Source organism: Streptomyces sp. NPDC021749, from assembly GCF_040640655.1.
GTDB lineage: Bacteria > Actinomycetota > Actinomycetes > Streptomycetales > Streptomycetaceae > Streptomyces.
In genome coordinates this window covers 1-20,948 of sequence record NZ_JBFACE010000007.1, presented here as the reverse complement: position 1 = coordinate 20,948, position 20,948 = coordinate 1, and the positions used below count along the sequence as shown (strand labels likewise).

Here is a 20,948-nt window from a genome sequence, read left to right as displayed (position 1 = left end):
CCGGGGGACCTCCTACCCCCGGCGCGCACCACGTGAACGGCCGGGGGCGGGCCCGAAGCGCCCGTGGGGACGCGTCAGTCGTTCAGTTCCTCGGCCAGCGCGCGGAGCGCGAGGCGGTACGAGCCGATGCCGAATCCGGCTACCGTGCCGCTGGCCACGGCCGCGATGACCGAGGTGTGGCGGAACTGCTCGCGGGCGTACGGATTGGAGATGTGCACCTCGATGAGCGGGGCGGTGCGCTGGGCGGCCGCATCCCGCATGCCGTACGAATAGTGCGTGAACGCACCGGGGTTGATGACGACCGGGACGGCCCCGTCGGCGGCCTCGTGCAGCCAGCGGATCATCTCGCCCTCGTCGTTGGTCTCCCGGACCTCGGCCTCCAGGCCCAGCTCCTTGCCGAGCCGGGCGCACTCCTCGACGAGGCCGGCGTAGGAGGTGGCACCGTAGACATCGGGCTCGCGGGACCCCAGCCGGCCGAGGTTGGGACCGTTCAGCACGAGAACGCGCCGCAGCGTGCCACTCATGAGGCGATCTCCGCGTGCGCCGCGAGCAGCATGGCCGGGTCCGGGCCCTCCAGGACGGTCGGCTTGGCCAGGCCGTCCAGGACGATGAAGCGCAGCCGGTCGCCGCGGGACTTCTTGTCGACCTTCATCGTCTCCAGCAGCTTGGGCCACTGGTCACCCCGGTAGGTCAGCGGCAGTCCGACGGAGGCCAGCACCGCGCGGTGCCGGTCGGCGGTGGCGTCGTCCAACCGGCCGGCGATCCGGCCGAGTTCGGCGGCGAAGACCATGCCGACGGAGACCGCCGCGCCGTGCCGCCAGTTGTAGCGCTCGTTCTTCTCGATGGCGTGCGCGAGGGTGTGGCCGTAGTTGAGGATCTCCCGCAGACCGGATTCCTTGAGGTCCGCGGAGACCACCTCGGCCTTGACCCGGATCGCCCGCTCGATCAGCTCGGCGGTGTGCGCACCGTCGGGGCGCTTGGCGGCCTCCGGGTCCGCCTCGATCAGATCGAGGATCACCGGGTCGGCGATGAAGCCGGCCTTGATGACCTCGGCCAGGCCGGAGACGTAGTCGTGCACCGGCAGGGTGTCCAGCGCGGCCAGGTCGCACAGCACCCCGGCCGGCGGGTGGAAGGCGCCGACGAGGTTCTTGCCCTCAGCGGTGTTGATCCCGGTCTTGCCGCCGACCGCGGCGTCGACCATGCCCAGGACGGTGGTCGGGATCGCGATCCAGCGCACCCCGCGCAGCCAGGTGGCGGCGACGAAACCGGCCAGGTCGGTGGTGGCCCCGCCGCCGACGCCGACGATCACATCGCTGCGGGTGAAGCCGGACTGCCCGAGCGCCTTCCAGCAGTACGCCGCGACCTCGGCCGTCTTGGACTCCTCGGCGTTCGGCAGCTGGATGGCGATCGCCTCGTAGCCCTGGGAGGCGAGGTCCTCGCGCAGCGCGTCACCGGTGGCGGCCAGCGCCTCCGGGTGCAGCACGGCGATCCGCTTCACGCCGTCGCCGATCAGGCCCGGGAGTTCACCGAGCAGCTGCCGCCCGACGAGCACCTCGTACGGGTCGGTGCCCGCGGTGCCGCCGACCTGGATCCGGGTGGCCTGCTCCGTCATGCGTTCTCCTCCTCGTGGGCCGTCTGCGGGGCACCGCCCGCGGCCGGCCGTAGCTCCAGTGCGTCCAGGATCGCCTCGGCGACCTGTCCGGGGGTGCGCTCCGCCGTGGGGATCACGGCGCGCGCGACCTCGGTGTAGAGCGGACGACGCCGTTCCATCAGTTCGCGCCACTGCTTGCGCGGATTGACGGCGAGCAGCGGACGGGGGGCGTCGAGGCCCACCCGCTTGACGGCGTCGGCGAGTTCGACGTCGAGGAAGATCACCGGCAGCCCGGTCAGCAGTTTCCGGGTGCCCTCGTCGAGGACCGCACCGCCGCCGAGCGCGAGCACGCCCGGGTGCTCGCCGAGCGCACTGCGGACCGCCTCCCGCTCCAGCTCCCGGAAGTGCGCCTCGCCCTGGTCGATGAAGATCTCGGCGATCGGCCGGCCGGCGGTGGCGACGACGTCCGCGTCGGTGTCCCGGTAGCCGACGCCCAGCCGCTCGGCCAGCAGCGCGCCCACCGTGGACTTACCGGCACCGGGCGGGCCGATCAACACGACGACCGGGGACGTCATTTGATCGCCAGGTTGTCGAGGAAGCCCCGGACGTTGCGGCGGGTCTCGGCCACGCTGTCGCCACCGAACTTCTCCACCACGGCGTCGGCGAGGACGAGGGCCACCATCGCCTCGGCGACGATGCCGGCGGCCGGCACGGCGGAGACGTCGGAGCGCTGGTGGTGGGCCTGGGCCGGCTCGCCGGTGGTGACGTCCACGGTCTTCAGGGCGCGCGGCACGGTCGCGATCGGCTTCATCGCCGCCCGCACCCGCAGCAGCTCCCCGGTGCTCAGGCCGCCCTCGGTGCCGCCGGCGCGGCCGGAGACGCGGCGGATGCCCTCGGGCGTGCCCACGATCTCGTCGTGCGCCTTGGAGCCGGGCACCCGGGCCAGCTCGAAGCCGTCGCCGATCTCGACGCCCTTGATCGCCTGGATGCCCATCAGCGCGCCGGCGAGCCGGGCGTCCAGCTTGCGGTCCCAGTGCACGTGCGAGCCGAGGCCGACGGGGACGCCGTAGGCCAGCACCTCGACCACACCGCCCAGGGTGTCGCCGTCCTTGTGGGCCTGGTCGACCTCCGCGACCATCGCCTTCGAGGCGTCCGCGTCCAGGCAGCGCAGCGGGTCGGCGTCCAGCTTCTCGACGTCGGAGGGCTTCGGGTACACGCCCTGCGGCGCCTTCACGGAGCACAGCTCGACGACGTGCGAGACGATCTCGATGCCGGCGGTCTCCTTCAGGAAGGAACGGGCCACCGCGCCCAGCGCCACCCGCGCCGCGGTCTCCCGCGCCGAGGCGCGCTCCAGGACCGGGCGGGCCTCGTCGAAACCGTACTTCTGCATCCCGGCCAGGTCGGCGTGACCGGGCCGGGGGCGGGTCAGCGGGGCGTTACGGGCCAGCTGGGCCAGTTCCTCCGGATCCACCGGGTCGGCCGCCATCACCTGCTCCCACTTGGGCCACTCGGTGTTGCCGACCATGATCGCCACCGGGGAGCCCAGCGACAGGCCGTGCCGCACCCCGCCCAGGAACGTGACCTCGTCCCGCTCGAACTTCATCCGGGCACCGCGGCCGTAGCCCAGCCGGCGGCGCGCCAGGGCGTCCGCCACCAGCTCCGTGGTGATCGGGACGCCGGCCGGAAGGCCCTCCAGCGTCGCCACCAGTGCGGGGCCGTGCGACTCCCCCGCCGTCAGCCAGCGCAACCTGCTCAACGGTGCTCCTCAGTACTGCTCATCCGCATACGGTCTCCCCCTGATCCTCCCACGTCACGCGGGAGCGGCGGCGCCGCGTCCAGGAAGCGGACCCCGGTGTCCGCGCGCGGAACCGTCCGGTGGCTCAGCGGGCCGCGAGGGCGGCCTCGCCGGCCGCGCGCATGGCGGCCAGCGGGGCGGGCGAGCGGCCGGTCATCTGCTCCACCTGCAGCACAGCCTGGTGCACCAGGAGGTCCAGGCCGCCGACCACCGCGCCGCCGCGGTCGGCCCAGGCTCCGGCGAGCGCGGTCGGCCAGGGTTCGTAGAGGACGTCGAAGAGCGTGCCGGGCCGGTCCGGGACGGCGGTGGCCAGGGCGTCGGTGGTGCCGGCGGGGGTGGTGGCGATGGTCAGCGGGGCGGTGAAGGCCTCGGCGGCCCGCTCCCAGGGGGCGGTGCGGACCGTGACGCCGAGCCGTTCGCCCCAGCCCCGCATCTCGTCGGCGCGGGCCTCGCTGCGGACGTAGGCGGTGACCTCGCCGGTGCAGATGCGGGAGAGCGCGGCGAGGGCCGAGGAGGCGGTGGCTCCGGCGCCCAGGACCGAGGCCCGCTCGACCTGCTGTACGCCGCGCTCGCGCAGCGCGGCGAGCAGGCCCGGGATGTCGGTGTTGTCGCCCAGCCGGCGGCCGTCGGGCGTGAAGACGACGGTGTTGACCGCCTCGACCGAGGCCGCGGTGGGGGTGATCTCGTCGAGCAGCGGGATCACCGCGCGCTTGAGCGGCATGGTCAGCGAGAGCCCGGCCCACTCCGGCCCGAGCTCTTCGAGGAATCCGGGCAGCGCGGCCTCGTCGACCTCGTGCCGGCCGTATTCCCATCCGGTGAGCCCGAGTGCGTCATAGGCGGCGCGGTGCAGCACCGGGGAAAGGGAATGCGCGATGGGCGATCCGAGTACCGCCGCACGGCGTGTGGGACTCATTGCTGCGCCTTCTTGTGTTCCTGTTCGTAAATGCGGCGGTTCCGCTCGTGCTCTTCGTTCGTCTCGGCGAACAGCGTCTTCTCCGGGCTGATCGAGACGAAGTAGTACCAGTTGCCCTTGGCGGGGTTGAGGGCGGAATTGATCGCCACCTCGCCGGGATTGCCGATCGGCCCGGGCGGAAGTCCCTTGAACTTGTAGGTGTTGTAGGGATCGTTGAAGTGCCGCAGGTCGTCGACGGAGCCGGTGTCCAGGGTGCTCTGGGACCTGGCGTAGTTCACCGTCGAGTCGAAGTCGAGCAGACCGTAGGTCTCCGTGTTGTCCGGCTTGAGGCGGTTGTAGACGACGCGCGCGACCTTGACGAAGTCGTGCTTGTACTTGCCCTCGGCCTGGGTGAGGCTGGCGACGGTGAGCAGCTGCAGCGGCGAGGAGAGGTGGAGCTCGCGCGCCTTGCCTTCCAGGTCGTACTTCGCGTACACCTGCTTGGCCCGCGACACCATCTGCCGGAGGACCGCGGCCGGCTTCGCCTTGTCGCCCACGCTGTAGGTGGACGGGTAGAGGAAGCCCTCCAGCGGGTCCTTGATCTTCGGGGAGTCGTCGGCCCAGGACGGCAGCCCGAGGTTCTTGGCCTGACTGTGCGCTATCTCCTTGGTGGTCCCCGGCTTGAGCTTGAGCTTCTTGTCGATCAGCTTGTAGACCGTGCCCGCCCGGAGCCCCTCCTGGATCGTGAGGCCGTTGCGGCTCTTGGGGTCCGCCATCAGCTCGATGGCCGAGGCCGCGGACATGTGCTTGCGGAGCGAATACGTCCCGGGCTGGAGAAGCGTGGCCTTCTTGTTGTCCTCGGCCGCCTCGGTGAAGGCCCCGGCGCTCTTGATGACGCCCTTTTTCGCGAGGATCTGACCCATTTCCGCGACCAGCGAACCGTCTGGAATGTCGACCTGGACCGAACCGGAGCCCTCGCCCTCGTAATCGGGCGCCGATCCGAAGTGGGCCATGAAGAAGTCGTAGCCGAAATAGCCGACGGTGCCGACCGCGCCGGCGAACACCAGGGTCATGACCAGGCAGGCGGTGCCGCTGCGGCGTTTGTTCTTCTTGCCGTTCCGTTTGCGGCCGCCCCGTCCCGGTTCGTCCTCGGGGTGCTCGTCCGCGTCGTCATCGGCGAAGAACGCGTGCTCCGGCTCCGGTTCCCTCGGCCGTTCGGGGTCGGTCCGCCAGTCGTCGCCCGGGGCGTCCTCGTAGGCGGCGTTCTCGTAAGCCGCGTTCTCGTACCCGGGGTCCTCGTACGGTGCCGCGGCGGGCTGCTGCTGGTACTGCTCGTGCGGGTACGGCTGCTGGTGCGGCACCTGCTGGTGCTGCGGTGCCTGCTGATGCCCGTGCTGCGGCTGCTGCTGGTACGGGTCCTGGTGACCGTAGTAGTCCTGGCCCGCCCCGGCGTACGGATCGGCCGGGGCCTGCTGGGCGGCGTAGGGGTCGTACGGGTCGTACGCCGGCAGCTGCCCGGTCGAGGAGCCGTCCCAGCCTCTGTCGTGGTGCTGCCGGGGACCCGTGTGGTGCTGCGGGGCGGACTGCTGCCCGCCCCACTGCGGCTGCTGCGCCTGGCCTCCGTAGGGCCCCTGGTCTCCGTAGAGCGGGTCCTCGGGGTGCCACGGTTCGGAGCCGTAGCCCCGGCCATACTCGGTCATCGATCCCCTAGAGCCGAGAGGCGGTGCGCTCCGTATGGGCAGCGCGCTTGCTGTACCGATCCGCCTCTACTTGCACGTGCGGCTGTTCGAACCACCGCCGCATCGCGCGGCACGTTACCGTATCGCGATCAGATGACCACTTCGACGCTCTCGCCCGGAGGTTCCCCGGAGAGGCGTTCGGTTTCCAGCGCGCTCTGCAGAATGACCACCGCGGCGGCCTGGTCGACGACCGAGCGGCCCTTCTTGCTGCGCACGCCGGAGGCCCGCAGGCCCTGGGTCGCGGTGACCGTCGACATCCGCTCGTCGACCAGCCGGACCCCGACGGGTGCGATGTTCCTGGCCAGTTCCCGGGCGAACGCCCGGACCTTGGCCGCGGCCGGCCCCTCTCCCCCACTGAGGGAGCGGGGCAGACCGACCACGACCTCAAGGGGTTCGTACTCCTCGACGATCGCCTTGAGGCGGCGGTGCGCTGACGGGACGTCACGTCCCGGCACGGTCTCGACGGGGGTGGCGAGGACCCCGTCGGGGTCGCACGAGGCGACCCCGATCCGGGCGTCCCCGACATCGACCGCGAGGCGCCGGCCGCGTCGCATCTCACTCACCCGCGTCAGGCCGCCTCGGCGACCAGGCGCTCGACGGCCTCGATGGCCTCGGGCACCGCGGCCGGGTTCTGGCCGCCGCCCTGGGCGACGTCCGGCTTGCCGCCGCCACCGCCACCGAGCGTCTTGGCGGCGGTACGGACCAGGTCACCGGCCTTGATGCCGCGCTCGCGGGCGGCGTCGTTGGTGGCGATGACCGTCACCGGGCGGCCGTTGGCGACCGAGAAGAGCGCCACGACGGCGGCCCGGCCGCCCTGGATGCGGCCCCGTACGTCGAGGACCAGCTTGCGCAGGTCGTCGGCGGCCGTGCCGTCCGGGACCTGGCCGGTGACGACGGCCACACCGTGGACGTCCCTGGCGCCCTCGGCGAGCCCGGCGGCGGCCTGGAGCACCTTCTCGGCGCGGAACTTCTCGATCTCCTTCTCGGCGTCCTTGAGCTTGCCGAGCATCGCCGAGATCTTCTCCGGCAGTTCCTCGGAGCGGCCCTTGACCAGCTCCTGGAGCTGGGCGACGACCGTGTGCTCCTTGGCGAGGAAGTGGTACGCGTCGACGCCGACCAGGGCCTCGATGCGGCGCACGCCGGAGCCGATGGACGATTCGCCGAGCAGCTTCACCAGGCCCAGCTGGGCGGTGTTGTGCACGTGCGTGCCGCCGCACAGCTCCTTGGAGAAGTCGCCGATGGTGACGACGCGCACCCGCTCGCCGTACTTCTCGCCGAACTCGGCGATGGCGCCCTGCTTCTTGGCGTCGTCGATCGACATGATCTCGGCCTGCACGTCGAGCTCGCGGGCCAGGACCTCGTTGATCTTCTGCTCGACGTCCGTCATCACGGCCGTGGGCACGGCGGACGGCGAACCGAAGTCGAAGCGGAAGCGGCCGGGCTGGTTCTCCGAACCGGCCTGGGCGGCCGTGGGGCCGAGGGCGTCGCGCAGCGCCTGGTGCGTGAGGTGGGTGGCGGAGTGGGCGCGGGCGATGGCCCGGCGGCGGGCCACGTCGATGGTGGCGTGCGCCGGGGCGCCGACCGTGACCTCGCCGACCTGTACGACGCCCTTGTGGACGTACACGCCCGGCACCGGCTTCTGGCAGTCGCGGACCTCGATCACCGCGCCGTTGTCCAGCTTGATGCGGCCGGTGTCACCGATCTGGCCGCCGCCCTCGGCGTAGAACGGGGTGCGGTCCAGGACCACCTCGACCTCGTCGCCCTCGGTGGCGGCCGGCGAGGAGGCGCCGTTGACCAGCAGGCCGACGATCGTGGACTCGCCCTGGGTGGAGGCGTAGCCGATGAAGTCGGTGGCGCCGGCGGTGTCGGCGATCTCGCGGTAGGCGCCGAGGTCGGCGTGGCCGTGCTTCTTGGCCTGGGCGTCGGCCTTGGCGCGCTCCCGCTGCTCCTTCATCAGGCGGCGGAAGCCCTCCTCGTCGACCGAGAGCCCCTGCTCGGCGGCCATTTCGAGGGTGAGGTCGATCGGGAAGCCCCAGGTGTCGTGGAGCAGGAACGCCTTGTCGCCGGGCAGGACCGTGGAGCCGGTGGCCTTGGTGTCCGTGACGGCGGTGTCGAGGATGTTGGTGCCGGCCTTCAGCGTCTTGAGGAAGGCGGCCTCCTCGGCGAGGGCGACGGTCTCGATGCGGCTGCGGTCCTGCAGCAGCTCGGGGTACTGCTGGCCCATGGTCCGGATGACCACGTCCAGCAGCTCGCCGACGACCGGGCCGGTGGCGCCGAGCAGGCGCATGTTGCGGATGGCACGGCGCATGATGCGGCGCAGGACGTAGCCGCGGCCCTCGTTGCCGGGGGTGACGCCGTCGCCGATGAGCATCGTGGACGTGCGGAGGTGGTCGGCGACCACGCGCAGCGAGACGTCGGTGCCGTCGGCGGAGCCGTAGCGGACGCCGGTGAGCTCGGTGGCCTTGTCGATGACGACGCGCAGGGTGTCGGTCTCGTACATGTTGTGGACGCCCTGGAGGATCATCGCCAGGCGTTCCAGGCCGAGGCCGGTGTCGATGTTCTTGCTGGGCAGCTCGCCGAGGATCTCGAAGTCCTCCTTGCCGGTGCCCGCGCCGCGCTCGTACTGCATGAAGACCAGGTTCCAGATCTCCACGTACCGCTCGTCGTTGACGGCCGGGCCGCCCTCGACGCCGAATTCCGGGCCGCGGTCGTAGTTGATCTCGGAGCACGGGCCGCACGGGCCGGGGACGCCCATGGACCAGTAGTTCTCCTTCTTGCCCAGGCGCTGGATGCGCTCCTTGGGCACCCCGACGACCTCGTGCCAGATGCGCTCGGCCTCGTCGTCGTCGAGGTAGACCGTGATCCACAGGCGGTCGGGGTCGAGGCCGTAGCCGCCGTCGGCCTGCGAGCTGGTGAGCAGCTCCCAGGCGTGCTTGATGGCGCCTTCCTTGAAGTAGTCGCCGAAGGAGAAGTTGCCGCACATCTGGAAGAACGTGCCGTGCCGGGTGGTCTTGCCGACCTCCTCGATGTCCGGCGTGCGGACGCACTTCTGGACGCTGGTGGCCGTCTTGTAGGGCGGCGTGACCTCGCCGAGGAAGTACGGCTTGAAGGGGACCATGCCCGCGTTGACCAGCAGCAGCGTCGGGTCGTCCGCGATGAGCGACGCCGACGGCACGACGGTGTGCCCGCGCTCCTCGAAGAAGCGCAGCCAGCGCCTGCGGATTTCAGCCGACTCCATCAGTGGTCCTCTTTTCCAGTCGGTCCGGTCAGACCGGTCGGTCCGGTTGTTCTCGTGGTTCGGTGGTGCCCTTCGAGCACCGCGCGGCGCGGTGCGGGCAGCTCGCGCACCTCGGCCGGACTGCTCAGGCCGAGTGCCTCGTGCAACTGCTCTTCACGGTCCGCCATTCCGCTGCGTACGTCCAATGCAAATTGGCGCAGCCGGTGTCCGGTCTCGACGGCCTTGTCCGCGGCCTGCGCGGCGAGGCTGTCGGGCTGCAGCTTGCGCAGCTTTCGGTGGACCTTGTTGGTGGCCCACACCCCGGCGGCGGCGCCGGTGGTGAACCAGAATGCGCGGCGGAACATCGCGATGATCAGTCCTTGGAGCGGCGGTTGCGGCGCCCGCCGCGGCGGGCGCCGGGCAGGGTACGGCCGACGACGACGGTGCGCTTCGGTTCGGGTGCGCCCTTCTTGCCGATCGCGCGGCGCACGCCGTAGCCGAACGCGGCCACCTTGACCAGCGGTCCGCCGAAGGCGGAGGAGACGGTCGAGGAGAGCGCGGAGGCGTTGGCGGTGACCTCCTGGACGTCGGCGGCGATCGCGTCCACGCGCGCCAGCTGGGTGTGCGCGGAGCGGACGGTCGCGGAGGCGTCGGCGAGCAACGGCACGGCCTGCTCGGACACCTCGGCCACCATCTTCGTCGTCGCCTTCAGCGTCTGTGCGAGCCTCACCAGCACGAGGGCGAGGAACGACACGAGGATCGCCCAGAAGACGGCCACGAGGATCCCGGCCACCTCTCCACCGGACACGTTGGCACCACTCTCCGACTGGTCTGGTTTCGTCCTGCTCGAACGGCAACCTTGACCTTATCGCGCCGTGACTGTCCGTCCGTACCCAGTTCTCCGCGCCGGGACGGGGGCGTCCGCGGAATGCGGAGAGGTGATTGTACGGTCCGCATCCCGCCGAGTACGCTCCGTGTGCCATGCGACGCTTCACGGGCTCCGCGCCCGCTTCCGGCCCTCTGCCCGACGGTCCGGAAGGGCCGGGGAGGCCGCCCCGAGGGCCGGGCGGGATGCCTGGCGGGCCGGGCAATCTCCCCGCGGAACTGAACCGCTTCATCGGCCGCGACGACGAGCTGGCCGAGCTGGTCCGGCAGGTGGGGGCGGCCCGCCTGGTGACCGTCACCGGGCTCGGCGGGGTCGGCAAGTCCCGGCTGGTCTCCCGTGGGGCGGCGATCTTGCAGGATCGCTTCTGCGATGGGGTGTGGCTGGTCGAACTGGCCTCCCTGAGCGAGCCGCACCTCCTCGACCACGCGGTCGCCGAGGCGCTGGCGCTGGCCGACCACAGCGGCCGCCCGGTGCGCACCGCGCTCTGCGACCACCTCGCCGGGCGGGAGCTGCTGCTCGTCCTGGACGGCTACGAGCACCTGGTCGACGCCTGCGCCGGACTGACCGCCGAACTGCTGCGCCGCGCGCCGGGGCTGCGGGTGCTGGCGGCCGGCCGGCGGCCGCTGGGGATCCCGGGCGAGCAGCTGCTGCCGCTGGCGCCGATGCCCGGGGGCGATGCGGCGGCGCTGTTCGCCGACCGGGCCGCGGCCGTCGTTCCCGGTTTCGCCGTCGGGCCGGCCAACGAGGCCGCGGTCGGCGAGCTGTGCGACCGCCTCGACGGCATCCCGCTCGCCCTGGAGCTGGCCGCCGGGCGGCTGCGCGCGCTGTCGGTGGACCAGGTGCTGCTCCGGCTCGACGACCGGTTCCGGCTGCTGACCGGCCGGGCGAGGGGCGCACTGCCCCGCCACCAGACGCTGCGCTGCGCGATCGGCTGGAGCCATGAACTGTGCACCCCCGGGGAGCGGTTGCTGTGGGCGCGGCTGTCGGTGTTCGCCGGGCAGTTCGACCTGGAGGCGGCGGAGTACGTCTGCCCGGGCCCGGAGCTGCCGGCCGGTGAACTCCTGGACACGCTGGAGGAGTTGGTCACCCAGTCGGTGCTGGTCCGCGAGGAGACCGCGGCCGGGGTGCGCTACCGGATGCTGGACACCGTACGGGCCTACGGCGCCGGCTGGCTGGAGGCGACGCAGGACGCCGAGCGGCTGCGGCGTCGGCACCGGGACTGGTACCTGGGGCTGGCGACGTGGTGCGAGCTGGACTGGTTCAGTTCGCGTCAGGCGGAGATCGCGGCCCGGATCGAGGCGGAGCTGCCCAATCTGCGGGTGGCGCTGGAGCAGAGCCTGCAGAGCGTCGGCGAGACGCATCTGGGGCAGTACCTGGCGGGCACGCTGTGGTTCTACTGGGTCGGCTGCGGGCGGCTGTCGGAGGGCCGGCACTGGCTGGACCGGGCGCTGGAGCTGGACGGCGGCCATGACGACGCCCGGCTGAAGGCGCTGTGGGTGGCCGGTTACGTGGCGGTGCTCCAAGGGGACACCGTCGGCGCGCTGGGGGCGCTGCAGGAGTGCAGCGAGGAGGCCGAGCGGACCGGGAACGCCACCGCGGCCGCCTACGCGCTGCACCGGACCGGCTGTCTCGCGCTGGTCTGTGACGACATGCCGCGGGCCGAGGAGCTGCTGCGCGGGGCGCTGGCGCGCTACCGGGAGATCGGCGAGCTCAACAGCAATGTGCTGATGGGGCAGGTCGAGCTGGCGATGGCGGTGGCCTTCCAGGGCGAGCTGGCCGATGCGGTGCGGCTGTGCGAGGACGTCCGGGAGGTGTGCCAGGACCACGGGGAGCGCTGGACGCTGGCGTACGCGCTGTTCGTGCTGGCCTTCGCGGCGTGGTCGCGGGGCGAGGGCGGGCGGGCCCGGGCGCTGCTGGAGGAGTGCCTGGCCATCGACCACACCTTCCACGACCTGCTGGGCGCGGTGCTGGCGATCGAGCTGCTGGCGCTGGTGACGGTGGGCGAGGGCGATGCGGCGGAGGCGGCGGTGCTGCAGGGCGCCGCGGGGCGGATCTGGCCGTCGGTGGGGCTGCCGCTGTTCGGCTCGCGCTACTTCAGCCGGCCGCACGCGCTGTGCGAGGGCCGGGCCCGGCGGGAGCTGGGGGACGGGGACTACGAGCGCTGTCTGCGGGAGGGCGGCCGGCTCGACCTGGACGCGGCGGTGGCCCGGGTCCTGCGGCCGGCCGGCGGGGCGCTGCCGGCGCCGCGCCGGGCGGTGCGGCTCGCGCCGCCGGCCACGCACGAGCCCGCCGCCTCCCCCTCCGCGAGCGGCGGGGAGACGGCGGGCTGAGGTGGTGCTGCGCCGCGCGGTGTCGCTTTAGCGGGCGTAGTACTCGACGACGAGCTGCTCGTCGCAGATCACCGGGATCTCCTTGCGGTTGGGGTCCCGGTCGAGGCGGAACGCCAGCGCCTGGAGGTTGACCTCCAGGTAGCGCGGGGTCTCGCCGTCGGGGGCGTAACCGCCCTCGCGCGCGACCTGGAAGGGGTGCTTCTCGCGGCTGCGCTCGCGGACCATCACGACGTCGCCGGGGCGGACGCGGAAGGACGGCTTGTCGACCTTGCGGTCGTTGACCGCGATGTGGCCGTGCACGACCATCTGGCGGGCCTGGTAGATGGTCCGGGCGATGCCCGAACGCAGGACGAGGGCGTCCAGACGGCGCTCCAGCTCGACCACCAGGGCCTCGCCCGTCTTGCCCTCGGCCTTGCGGGCGCGGTCGTAGGCGCGGGCCATCTGGCGCTCGCTGATGTCGTACTGCGCGCGCAGACGCTGCTTCTCCAGCAGACGGACCTTGTAGTCACTGCTCTGCTTGCGGCCGCGGCCGTGCTCGCCGGGCGGGTAGGGGCGGGCCTCGAAGTACTTGACGGCCTTCGGAGTCAGCGCGATGCCGAGTGCGCGCGACTTCTTGACCTTGGGACGCGACTGGTTCACGTGGAACGTTCCTCCATGTAAGTTAGGTGAGGCTTACCTTAGCGCGAGGAGAACGCATGTTTCGACCTGGGATCCCCCTGCCCGGTGCTGGTCAGAGCACCAGGACGGGTCAGCCGCGTCCCAAGGAAGACGCCCGGCAGCCGACCGCCGCCGAGCGCGTACGCACTCTCGTCGAATCCCATGGTATGGCGTCGCTGAACGTCCCCGGAGTCGAGGATCGGGACGAGACCGGGCTGACGGCTCCGGTCTGCCGGACCGTGACACCCGACGGAGACGTGCTGTTGCTGGTTCCGGGGGACTGTGCGGCGGCCCGGGCGGCCGCCCACGCCCAGGACGACGACCTGACCGCCGTGATGGAGATCACGGACGTGGCACCGGTCTCGGTGCCGCACCGGATCCGCGGCCGGGCCTGGCTGGCCGGCTGGCTGACCCCCGTACGCAACGGCCGGCGCGCCGAGGCCGCGCTGCTGCTCGCCGAGCGGCACCCGGTCGGCGAGCTGCTCGGACTCGGCGAAGCGCTGCACCCGGAGCCGGCGCCGGGACTGTACGGGCGGACCGCCTGGATGATGCTGCGTCTGGAGGTCGGCGAGGGCGCGGTGGACGACCTCTGGGGCGCCGGGCCGGTCGAGCCGGACGACTTCGCGGCCGCCGCGCCCGATCCGCTGGCCGCCCACGAGGCGGAGCTGCTGCAGCACCTGGCCGCGGCGCACGGCGAGCAGGTCCGCGGGCTGTGCACGCTGCTGGGCGAGCGCGGCCGGGTCTGCGGGGCGCGCGAGAAGGCCGTACCGGTGGCCCTGGACCGCTTCGGGCTGCGGGTCCGCTTCACCGACCCCGCGCAGCGCTCCTTCGACGCCCGCTTCGACTTCCCCGAGCCGGTGCGGGACGTGACCGAGCTGCGCCGGGCGATGCACACGCTCTTCGAGGCCGCGACCCGATAGACCGCGCCGGCAGGCCTGCGGGGCCGGTGCCGCCGGCGGCTACTCGGCGGGCGGCTCTCCCGAGGCTCCGCGCAGCCGGGCCCGGACCCGGTCCGCCACGTCGGCGTAGCGGGCCTCGGCGCCGTGGCGGGTGGGCTCGTAGTAGCGCTTGCCGTGCACCTCGTCCGGGGCGTACTGCTGGGCCGCGATACCGCCGGGCAGGTCGTGCGGGTACTGATAGCCGTGGCCGTGGCCGAGCTTCTGGGCGCCCTTGTAGTGGCTGTCGCGCAGATGGAGCGGGACCGCGCCGGCCTTGCCGGCCCGGACGTCCGCCAGCGCGGCGTCGATGGCCAGATAGGCGGCGTTCGACTTCGGCGCCAGGGCGAGGGCGATGGTGGCCTGGCTCAGGGTGATCCGGGCCTCGGGGAACCCGATCAGTGCCACGGCCTGGGCGGCGGCGACCGCGGTCTGCAGCGCCGTCGGATCGGCCAGGCCGATGTCCTCGCTGGCCGAGATCATCAGCCGCCGGGCGATGAACCGCGGGTCCTCCCCCGCCTCGATCATCCGCGCGAGGTAGTGCAGCGCGGCATCGACGTCCGAGCCGCGGATCGACTTGATCAGCGCGCTGGCGACGTCGTAGTGCTGATCGCCGGACCGGTCGTACTTCACCGCCGCGCGGTCGACGGACTCCTCCAGGGTGCGGAGGGTGATCTCCTTCTCGCCCTTGGCCAGCGCGGATCCGGCGCCCGCCTCCAGGGCCGTCAGCGCCCGCCGGGCGTCGCCGCCCGCGATGCGCAGCAGATGCGCCTCGGTGTCCTCCGGGAGCGTGACGGCCCCGGCCAGCCCGCGGGCATCGGTCAGCGCCCGCCGCAGCAGGGCGCGCAGATCGTCGTCCGTGAGCGGTTCCAGGGTCAGCAGCAGGGAACGGGAGAGCAGCGGGGAGATCACCGAGAAGTACGGGTTCTCGGTCGTGGCGGCGATCAGGGTGACCCAGCGGTTCTCCACGGCGGGCAGCAGGGAGTCCTGCTGGGCCTTGCTGAAGCGGTGGATCTCGTCGAGGAAGAGCACCGTCTCCTTGCCGTAGCCACCGGAGGCGCGGCGGGCGCCGTCGATGACCGCACGGACCTCCTTGACACCGGCGGTGATCGCGGAGAGCTCCACGAAGCGCTTGTTCGTCGCCTGGCTGACGACGTACGCCAGGGTCGTCTTGCCGATGCCGGGCGGCCCCCACAAGAACACCGACGACGGTCCGGCCGGCCCTCCGCTGCCCTCCCCGACCAGGCGGCGCAGCGGTGAGCCGGGCTTGAGCAGATGCTGCTGGCCCACGACCTCGTCGAGGGTGCGCGGGCGCATCCGCACGGCGAGCGGAGACCCCGCGGGGTCCTTCTCCTGGCGTTCTTCGGCGGCGGCGGTGAACAGGTCGGGCTCCACGCTCACGAGCCTATGCCACCCCACTGACAACGCCCCGGCGACCGTCGAGGACGGGCCGGGGCGCGGGCGGCTTCCCGCCGGAAGCGGGACGGAGCTCCCCTACAGCAGGCTGATCCAGAACGACCACCAGCGGGTCAGGATCAGCAGCGCGATCACGCCGTACCAGAGGACCGGCACGACCCAGTGGAACTCCACGACCGCGTTCCGCACGCCCGCGGGGGCCGGGATGATGCCGTGCTTGATGTTGTGCGCGGTGGTGTACCAGAACATCAGGATGGTCACGCACCAGGTCAGCGTGCACCACAGGCACAGCGCGTTGATGCTGTACAGCGACTGGGTCATCAGCCACATGCAGAAGACCGCGGCGAGCCCGGTGCCGATGTTCAGGCTGATCCAGTACCAGCGGCGGAAGCGGGCACCGGCCAGGACGGCCATGCCGATCGCCACGACCACGCCGAAGCCGACGAGCCCGGCCATCGGGTTGGGGAACCCGAAGACCTCCGCCTGCTTGCTCTGCATGACGCTGCCGCAGGAGATGATCGGGTTGAGGCTGCAGGCCGGCTGGAAGTGCGGGTCCTTCAGCAGCTCGAACTTGTCCAGGGTGATGACCCAGGCGGCCAGGATGCCCAGCGCGCCGGTGATCACCAGCAGCAGCCCGAGGCCGCGGCCCGCGCCGATGGTGCGCGCGCCGCTCGCGTGGTCGTCGTCCTCGATGGACACGTCGTCAACCGCTGTCGTCGTCATATCGCCGTTCCGTCGGTCCCTTGGGAATGCGGGCTGGGGCCGCGGCAAGCAGGCTCGCGGCCGCGCCCCTCATTGTGCCCCAACCCCACCACAACGGGCCGTTCGCTGCGCATAAAGCGGAGGAACCGAGGGGTACGGGCGTTGACGCGAGGGGGCCCGGGCGGTCACCGCCGCCCGGGCCCCTCGATGCCTCGACTCGATGCCTCGCCGTGCTCAGCCCAGCCGGCGCCGGACCTCCTCGGTCACCGCGTCCAGCGCGACCGGCGTCTGCTCGCCGCTCTCCAGGTCCTTCAGCTGGACGACGCCGTCGGCCAGATCACGCTCGCCGGCGACCAGCGCCAGCCGCGCACCGGAGCGGTTGGCGGACTTCATGGCGTTCTTCAGGCCCTTGGCGCCGTACGCGAAGTCGGTGGCGACGCCGGCCCGGCGCAGCTCGGTGACCGCGCCGAACAGCACCCGGCGGGCCTCCTCGCCGAGCGGGACGGCGTAGACGGCGGTGGCCGGCGGGATGTCGAGGGTGATGCCCTCCGCCTCCAGGGCCAGCACCGTGCGGTCCACGCCCAGCGCCCAGCCGACGGACGGCAGCGCCGGGCCGCCGATCATCTCCGACAGGCCGTCGTAACGGCCGCCGCCGCCCACCGCGGACTGCGAACCGAGGCCGTCGTGGACGAACTCGAAGGTGGTGCGGGTGTAGTAGTCCAGGCCGCGCACCAGCTTCTCGTCGTCCTCGAAGGCCACGCCCGCCGCGGTCAGCAGCTCGCGCACCTGCTCGTGGTACGCCTTGCAGGCCTCGCAGAGGTAGTCGCGCAGCATCGGCGCCCCGGCCAGCTGCTTCTGCACCGCGTCCCGCTTGTCGTCCAGGACCCGCAGCGGGTTGATGTCGACCCGGCGCCGGGTGTCCTCGTCCAGGTCCAGGCCGCGCAGGAAGTCCTGCAGCGCGGCGCGGTAGACGGGGCGGCACTCCTTGTCGCCCAGCGAGTTGAGCAGGATGCGGAAGTCGCGCAGGCCCAGCGCGCGGTACGCCTGGTCGGCCAGGATGATCAACTCGGCGTCCAGCGCCGGGTCCTCGGCGCCGATCGCCTCGGCACCGACCTGGGAGAAGTGGCGGTAGCGGCCCTTCTGCGGACGCTCGTAGCGGTAGTACGAGCCGGAGTACCACAGCTTGACCGGGAGGTTGCCGGCCTTGTGGAGGTTGGCCTCCAGTGCGGCGCGCAGCACGGACGCGGTGCCCTCGGGGCGCAGCGCGATCCTGTCGCCGCCCTTGGTCTCGAAGGCGTACATCTCCTTGGTCACGATGTCGGTGGACTCACCGACGCCGCGCGCGAACAGCTCGACGTTCTCGAAACCGGGGGTCTCGATGTAGCCGTAGCCGGAGTTCTTCAGCGGCGAGGCGATCGCCTCGCGCACCGCGAGATAGGTGGCGGACTGCGGCGGGATCAGGTCGTAGGTGCCCTTGGGGGCCTTGAAGGTGCTCACGGAAGCTCTCGTCACATTCCTCGTCGTGGAGCGGCGCGGACGCCGTCTCCGAGGCCGGCGGCCACCTCGCGAAGGAAGGGGTTGGTGGCGCGCTCGCGGCCGATGGTGGTCTGGGGGCCGTGGCCGGAGAGGACCACGGTCGAGTCGTCCAGCGGCAGGCACACGCGTGCCAGCGACCGGAGGATCTCGGCGTGGTCGCCGCCCGGCAGATCGGTGCGTCCGATGGAGCCGGCGAACAGCAGGTCGCCCGAGAAGAACACCGGCGGGATGTCCTCCTGCTCGGGCAGCCCGAACGTCACCGACCCCTTGGTATGGCCCGGTGCGTGCGCGACCGACATCTCCATTCCGGCGAGTTCAAGGACGGCACCGTCGCTCAGCTCCTTGACGTCGTCGGGCTCCCCCACGGTGAGGTCGCCCATGAGCTGCTGGCCGACGGAGAGGCCCAGGGCCTTCTCCGGGTCGGTCATCATGTAGCGGTCCTCGGGGTGGATCCAGGCCGGGACGTCGTGGGCGCCGCACACGGGGACGACCGACGCGACGTGGTCGATGTGGCCGTGGGTGAGGACGACCGCGACGGGCTTGAGCCGATGCTTCCTGACCGCGTCCTCGACTCCCTGGGCGGCCTGGTGGCCCGGGTCGATGATGACGCACTCCTCGCCTGCGGCGGGGGCGACCAAGTAGCAGTTGGTGCCCCAGGCCCCGGCGGGGAACCCGGCAATCAGCACGTTCGTCCTTAAGGATCGGTGTGGCGGGCGGCCGCGGGGCCGCTCCCGGACATCTCGGCAGCTCCAGAGCCTACCGGCGGGACTCCCGGCAGGGCGAACCCGTATACGGTACGGCGACGGCGCACCTCAGCGATCGGTGATCGGACAAGGGAGACGAGTCGGTGGTCAGCAAGGATCAGCGGCGGCGGCAGCTCGCCCGGGACAAGTACGCGCGCCAGCAGCAGCGGCGGACCGCCGCCCGGCGCAAGGCCCAGCGACGCAACGCCGTCATCGCCGGCGCGGTGGCCGTCGCACTGGCCGCGGGCGGGGCCGTCTACGCCTCCACCGCGCTGATCGGCGGCGACGACCGGACGTCCGACCAGGCCGCGGGCAGCCACCGGCCGGACGATCCCTGCCGCACGCCCGCGAAGGGCAAGCCGTCGCAGAAGACCTGGAAGAAGGAGCCGAAGATGTCGATCGACACCTCGGCCTCCTACTCCGTGAAGCTGGCGACGACCTGCGGCACGATCGGCCTGAAACTGGACGCCGGCAAAGCGCCGCACACCGTCAACTCCTTCGCCTTCCTGGCCGGTCAGGGCTTCTTCGACCACAGCCGGTGCCACCGCCTGGTGGACCAGGGCATCCACGTCCTGCAGTGCGGCGACCCGACGGCCACCGGCAGCGGCTCCCCCGGCTACACGATCCCGGACGAGAACCTCAAGGACCCGCGGCTCAAGGGCGGTGTCTATCCGGCGGGCACGGTCGCGATGGCCAACAGCTACGACGGCAGGGACCCCAAGACCCGCAACTCCGGCGGCAGCCAGTTCTTCCTCGTCTTCCAAGACAGCAAGCTGCCCGCCAACTACACGCCGTTCGGCACGATCACCGGCGGTATGGACGTGCTGCGCAAGATCGCCGCGGCCGGGGCGACGGACCCCGATCCGCAGACCCAGAACACCGCGCCGCACGCCACCGTCGTGATCGACCGGGCGACCGTCGCGAAGTCCTGACCGGCCGCCGGGCCGAATTTCGGTCGTGCTGGATGCGGACAGCCGACCGCCGGTCGCCTAGATTGGCGTGTGGGTAGGGTGCCTGGTCCGACGGCTTCCACCCTCACCCGCAAAACCGCCCGTCGGACGGCCAGGGCGCGGCCCTGCCGGACAGAAACTGTGGACGATGCCGGGGGGCCGTACGCCCGCATCGGCATCATGTGGAGGAGGCGCTGTGAGCAGCGACCCGTGGGGCCGCGTCGATGAGACGGGGACCGTGTACGTGCGTACCGCCGACGGCGAGAAGGTCGTCGGATCGTGGCAGGCGGGCAGCCCCGAGGAGGCCCTTGCCTACTTCGAGCGCAAGTATGACGGCCTGGTCGTCGAGACCGACCTCCTCGAACGCCGGGTCCGGACCACCGACCTGTCGGCCAAGGACGCGATGACCGCGCTCGACCATCTGCGCCAGCAGGTGGACGATCACCACGCGGTGGGCGACCTGGACGCGCTCAGGAAGCGGCTGGACAAGCTGGTGGAGACCGTCGAGTCCCGCCGCGAGGAGCGCAAGGCGCAGAAGGCGCGGCAGAGCGACGAGGCCCGGCAGGCCAAGGAGAAGCTGGTCGCCGAGGCCGAGGAACTGGCGGCCAGTGAGCAGTGGCGGGCGGCCGGCGAGCGGCTGCGGGCGCTGGTCGACATCTGGAAGGGCCTGCCGCGGCTGGACCGCAAGGCGGACGACGAGCTGTGGCACCGCTTCTCGCACGCCCGCTCGGCGTTCTCCAAGCGGCGCAAGGCGCACTTCGCGTCGCTGGACGCGCAGCGCGAGGAGTCCCGCAAGGCCAAGGAGAAGCTGGTCGCCGAGGCCGAGTCGCTCTCGAACTCGACGGACTGGGGGGCGACCGCGGCCCGCTACCGCGAGCTGATGCAGGAGTGGAAGGCCGCCGGCCGGGCCCAGCGCGAGCACGAGGACGACCTGTGGAACCGCTTCCGCGGCGCCCAGGACGTCTTCTTCCAGGCCCGCGGTGAGGTCTTCGCGGAGCGCGACGCCGAGCAGCGGGAGAACCTGACCCGCAAGGAGGAGCTGGCCGTCGAGGCCGAGAAGCTGCTCCCGGTCTCGGACCTGAAGGCCGCGCGCGCCGCGTTCCGGTCGATCAACGAGCGGTGGGAGGCCATCGGCCACGTCCCGCGGGACGCCCGCCCCAAGATCGAGGGCCGGATGCACGCCGTCGAACGCGCCATCCAGGAGGCCGAGGAGGCCGAGTGGCGGCGGACGAACCCCGAGGCGCGGGCCCGCGCCGCGGGGCTGACCGGCCAGCTCCAGGACGCCGTCGACAAGCTGCAGAAGCAGATCGACGCGGCCCGGGCGGCCGGCAACGACGCCAAGGCCGACAAGCTCGGCCGCGAGCTGGAGGGCCGCAAGGCGCTGCTGGACCAGGCCCTCAAGGGCCTGGAGGAGTTCGGCGGCTGAGGACTGCCGCCCACAAGGAGGGGGCCCCGGTACCTGGGCTTGGGTTCTAGTGGTCGTCGCAACACCCCAGTTCAAGGGGTGCGATGGACTTCGAGATCCGTAAGGACCGTACGAAGCCTCAGGGCGGAAGAAG

19 protein-coding genes are annotated in these 20,948 nt (G+C 71.9%); 4 read left to right on the top strand and 15 right to left on the bottom strand.

All coding sequences use genetic code 11. The features are described from left to right. Positions 1 to 74: 74 nt before the first annotated feature. The 10 genes from aroQ to AB0G35_RS09040 all read right to left on the bottom strand — a co-directional run bounded on the left by aroQ (position 75) and on the right by AB0G35_RS09040 (position 10,042). Positions 75 to 524 carry a type II 3-dehydroquinate dehydratase gene (gene aroQ, locus AB0G35_RS09085; RefSeq protein ID WP_360946138.1) on the bottom strand — a complete coding sequence of 150 codons (450 nt, stop codon included), beginning with the start codon at positions 522 to 524 and terminating at the stop codon, positions 75 to 77. Beyond that, complete coding sequence (aroB, locus tag AB0G35_RS09080; RefSeq protein ID WP_360946135.1) at positions 521 to 1,612, bottom strand: 3-dehydroquinate synthase; 1,092 nt, start codon at positions 1,610 to 1,612, stop codon at positions 521 to 523. Before aroB ends, aroQ begins: the two co-directional genes overlap by 4 nt. Next, positions 1,609 to 2,166 (bottom strand): shikimate kinase, encoded by a 558-nt coding sequence (locus tag AB0G35_RS09075; RefSeq protein WP_360946132.1) that lies wholly within the window; start codon positions 2,164 to 2,166, stop codon positions 1,609 to 1,611. Before AB0G35_RS09075 ends, aroB begins: the two co-directional genes overlap by 4 nt. Further along, positions 2,163 to 3,347 (bottom strand): chorismate synthase, encoded by a 1,185-nt coding sequence (gene aroC, locus AB0G35_RS09070; protein ID WP_360946129.1) that lies wholly within the window; start codon positions 3,345 to 3,347, stop codon positions 2,163 to 2,165. The genes AB0G35_RS09075 and aroC overlap by 4 nt, the downstream gene beginning before the upstream one ends. Before the next feature lie 124 nt (positions 3,348 to 3,471). After that, positions 3,472 to 4,299 carry a shikimate dehydrogenase gene (locus AB0G35_RS09065; protein WP_360946126.1) on the bottom strand — a complete coding sequence of 276 codons (828 nt, stop codon included), beginning with the start codon at positions 4,297 to 4,299 and terminating at the stop codon, positions 3,472 to 3,474. After that, positions 4,296 to 5,978, bottom strand: coding sequence for an endolytic transglycosylase MltG (gene mltG / locus AB0G35_RS09060; protein WP_360946123.1), 1,683 nt, complete (start codon positions 5,976 to 5,978; stop codon positions 4,296 to 4,298). Before mltG ends, AB0G35_RS09065 begins: the two co-directional genes overlap by 4 nt. Positions 5,979 to 6,106: 128 nt before the next feature. Further along, entirely contained in the window at positions 6,107 to 6,571 is a 465-nt protein-coding gene (ruvX, locus tag AB0G35_RS09055; protein WP_360946688.1) for a Holliday junction resolvase RuvX, read from the bottom strand. 14 nt (positions 6,572 to 6,585) lie between these two features. Then, positions 6,586 to 9,255: an alanine--tRNA ligase gene (gene alaS / locus AB0G35_RS09050; protein WP_360946120.1), complete on the bottom strand. Its 2,670-nt coding sequence runs from the start codon at positions 9,253 to 9,255 to the stop codon at positions 6,586 to 6,588. Continuing rightward, a complete protein-coding gene (locus AB0G35_RS09045) occupies positions 9,255 to 9,599 on the bottom strand; it encodes a DUF6167 family protein (RefSeq protein WP_360946117.1) in 345 nt (114 codons plus the stop codon). Before AB0G35_RS09045 ends, alaS begins: the two co-directional genes overlap by 1 nt. An 8-nt stretch (positions 9,600 to 9,607) precedes the next feature. Then, positions 9,608 to 10,042, bottom strand: coding sequence for a DUF948 domain-containing protein (locus AB0G35_RS09040; protein WP_360946114.1), 435 nt, complete (start codon positions 10,040 to 10,042; stop codon positions 9,608 to 9,610). Between the two features lie 263 nt (positions 10,043 to 10,305). On the opposite strand from AB0G35_RS09040, the gene AB0G35_RS09035 reads away from it, so the two are divergent. Further along, the gene (locus AB0G35_RS09035; protein ID WP_360946111.1) at positions 10,306 to 12,450 is read left to right on the top strand and encodes an AAA family ATPase; all 2,145 of its coding nucleotides are present in this window, start codon (positions 10,306 to 10,308) and stop codon (positions 12,448 to 12,450) included. A 27-nt stretch (positions 12,451 to 12,477) separates the two neighbouring features. On the opposite strand, the gene rpsD is transcribed toward AB0G35_RS09035, so the two are convergent. Next, on the bottom strand, positions 12,478 to 13,089 hold the full coding sequence (gene rpsD / locus AB0G35_RS09030; protein WP_360946108.1) for a 30S ribosomal protein S4: 612 nt from the start codon (positions 13,087 to 13,089) through the stop codon (positions 12,478 to 12,480). A 185-nt stretch (positions 13,090 to 13,274) separates the two neighbouring features. Between rpsD and AB0G35_RS09025 the strand changes: the two genes are divergently transcribed. Further along, entirely contained in the window at positions 13,275 to 14,027 is a 753-nt protein-coding gene (locus tag AB0G35_RS09025; RefSeq protein WP_360946105.1) for a DUF2470 domain-containing protein, read from the top strand. Between the two features lie 39 nt (positions 14,028 to 14,066). Here AB0G35_RS09025 and AB0G35_RS09020 read toward each other — a convergent pair whose 3' ends face one another. The 4 genes from AB0G35_RS09020 to AB0G35_RS09005 all read right to left on the bottom strand — a co-directional run bounded on the left by AB0G35_RS09020 (position 14,067) and on the right by AB0G35_RS09005 (position 18,382). After that, the gene (locus AB0G35_RS09020; protein ID WP_360946102.1) at positions 14,067 to 15,437 is read right to left on the bottom strand and encodes a replication-associated recombination protein A; all 1,371 of its coding nucleotides are present in this window, start codon (positions 15,435 to 15,437) and stop codon (positions 14,067 to 14,069) included. Positions 15,438 to 15,536: 99 nt separating this feature from the next. Then, on the bottom strand, positions 15,537 to 16,181 hold the full coding sequence (locus tag AB0G35_RS09015; protein ID WP_360946099.1) for a vitamin K epoxide reductase family protein: 645 nt from the start codon (positions 16,179 to 16,181) through the stop codon (positions 15,537 to 15,539). A gap of 213 nt (positions 16,182 to 16,394) precedes the next feature. Beyond that, positions 16,395 to 17,657 carry a histidine--tRNA ligase gene (gene hisS / locus AB0G35_RS09010; protein WP_360946096.1) on the bottom strand — a complete coding sequence of 421 codons (1,263 nt, stop codon included), beginning with the start codon at positions 17,655 to 17,657 and terminating at the stop codon, positions 16,395 to 16,397. Positions 17,658 to 17,668: 11 nt separating this feature from the next. After that, on the bottom strand, positions 17,669 to 18,382 hold the full coding sequence (locus tag AB0G35_RS09005; RefSeq protein WP_360946093.1) for an MBL fold metallo-hydrolase: 714 nt from the start codon (positions 18,380 to 18,382) through the stop codon (positions 17,669 to 17,671). A 161-nt stretch (positions 18,383 to 18,543) separates the two neighbouring features. On the opposite strand from AB0G35_RS09005, the gene AB0G35_RS09000 reads away from it, so the two are divergent. Together AB0G35_RS09000 and AB0G35_RS08995 are read left to right on the top strand one after the other, a co-directional pair. After that, the gene (locus AB0G35_RS09000) at positions 18,544 to 19,371 is read left to right on the top strand and encodes a peptidylprolyl isomerase (protein ID WP_360946090.1); all 828 of its coding nucleotides are present in this window, start codon (positions 18,544 to 18,546) and stop codon (positions 19,369 to 19,371) included. A gap of 214 nt (positions 19,372 to 19,585) precedes the next feature. Next, on the top strand, positions 19,586 to 20,815 hold the full coding sequence (locus tag AB0G35_RS08995) for a DUF349 domain-containing protein (protein WP_360946087.1): 1,230 nt from the start codon (positions 19,586 to 19,588) through the stop codon (positions 20,813 to 20,815). Positions 20,816 to 20,948 lie beyond the last annotated feature (133 nt).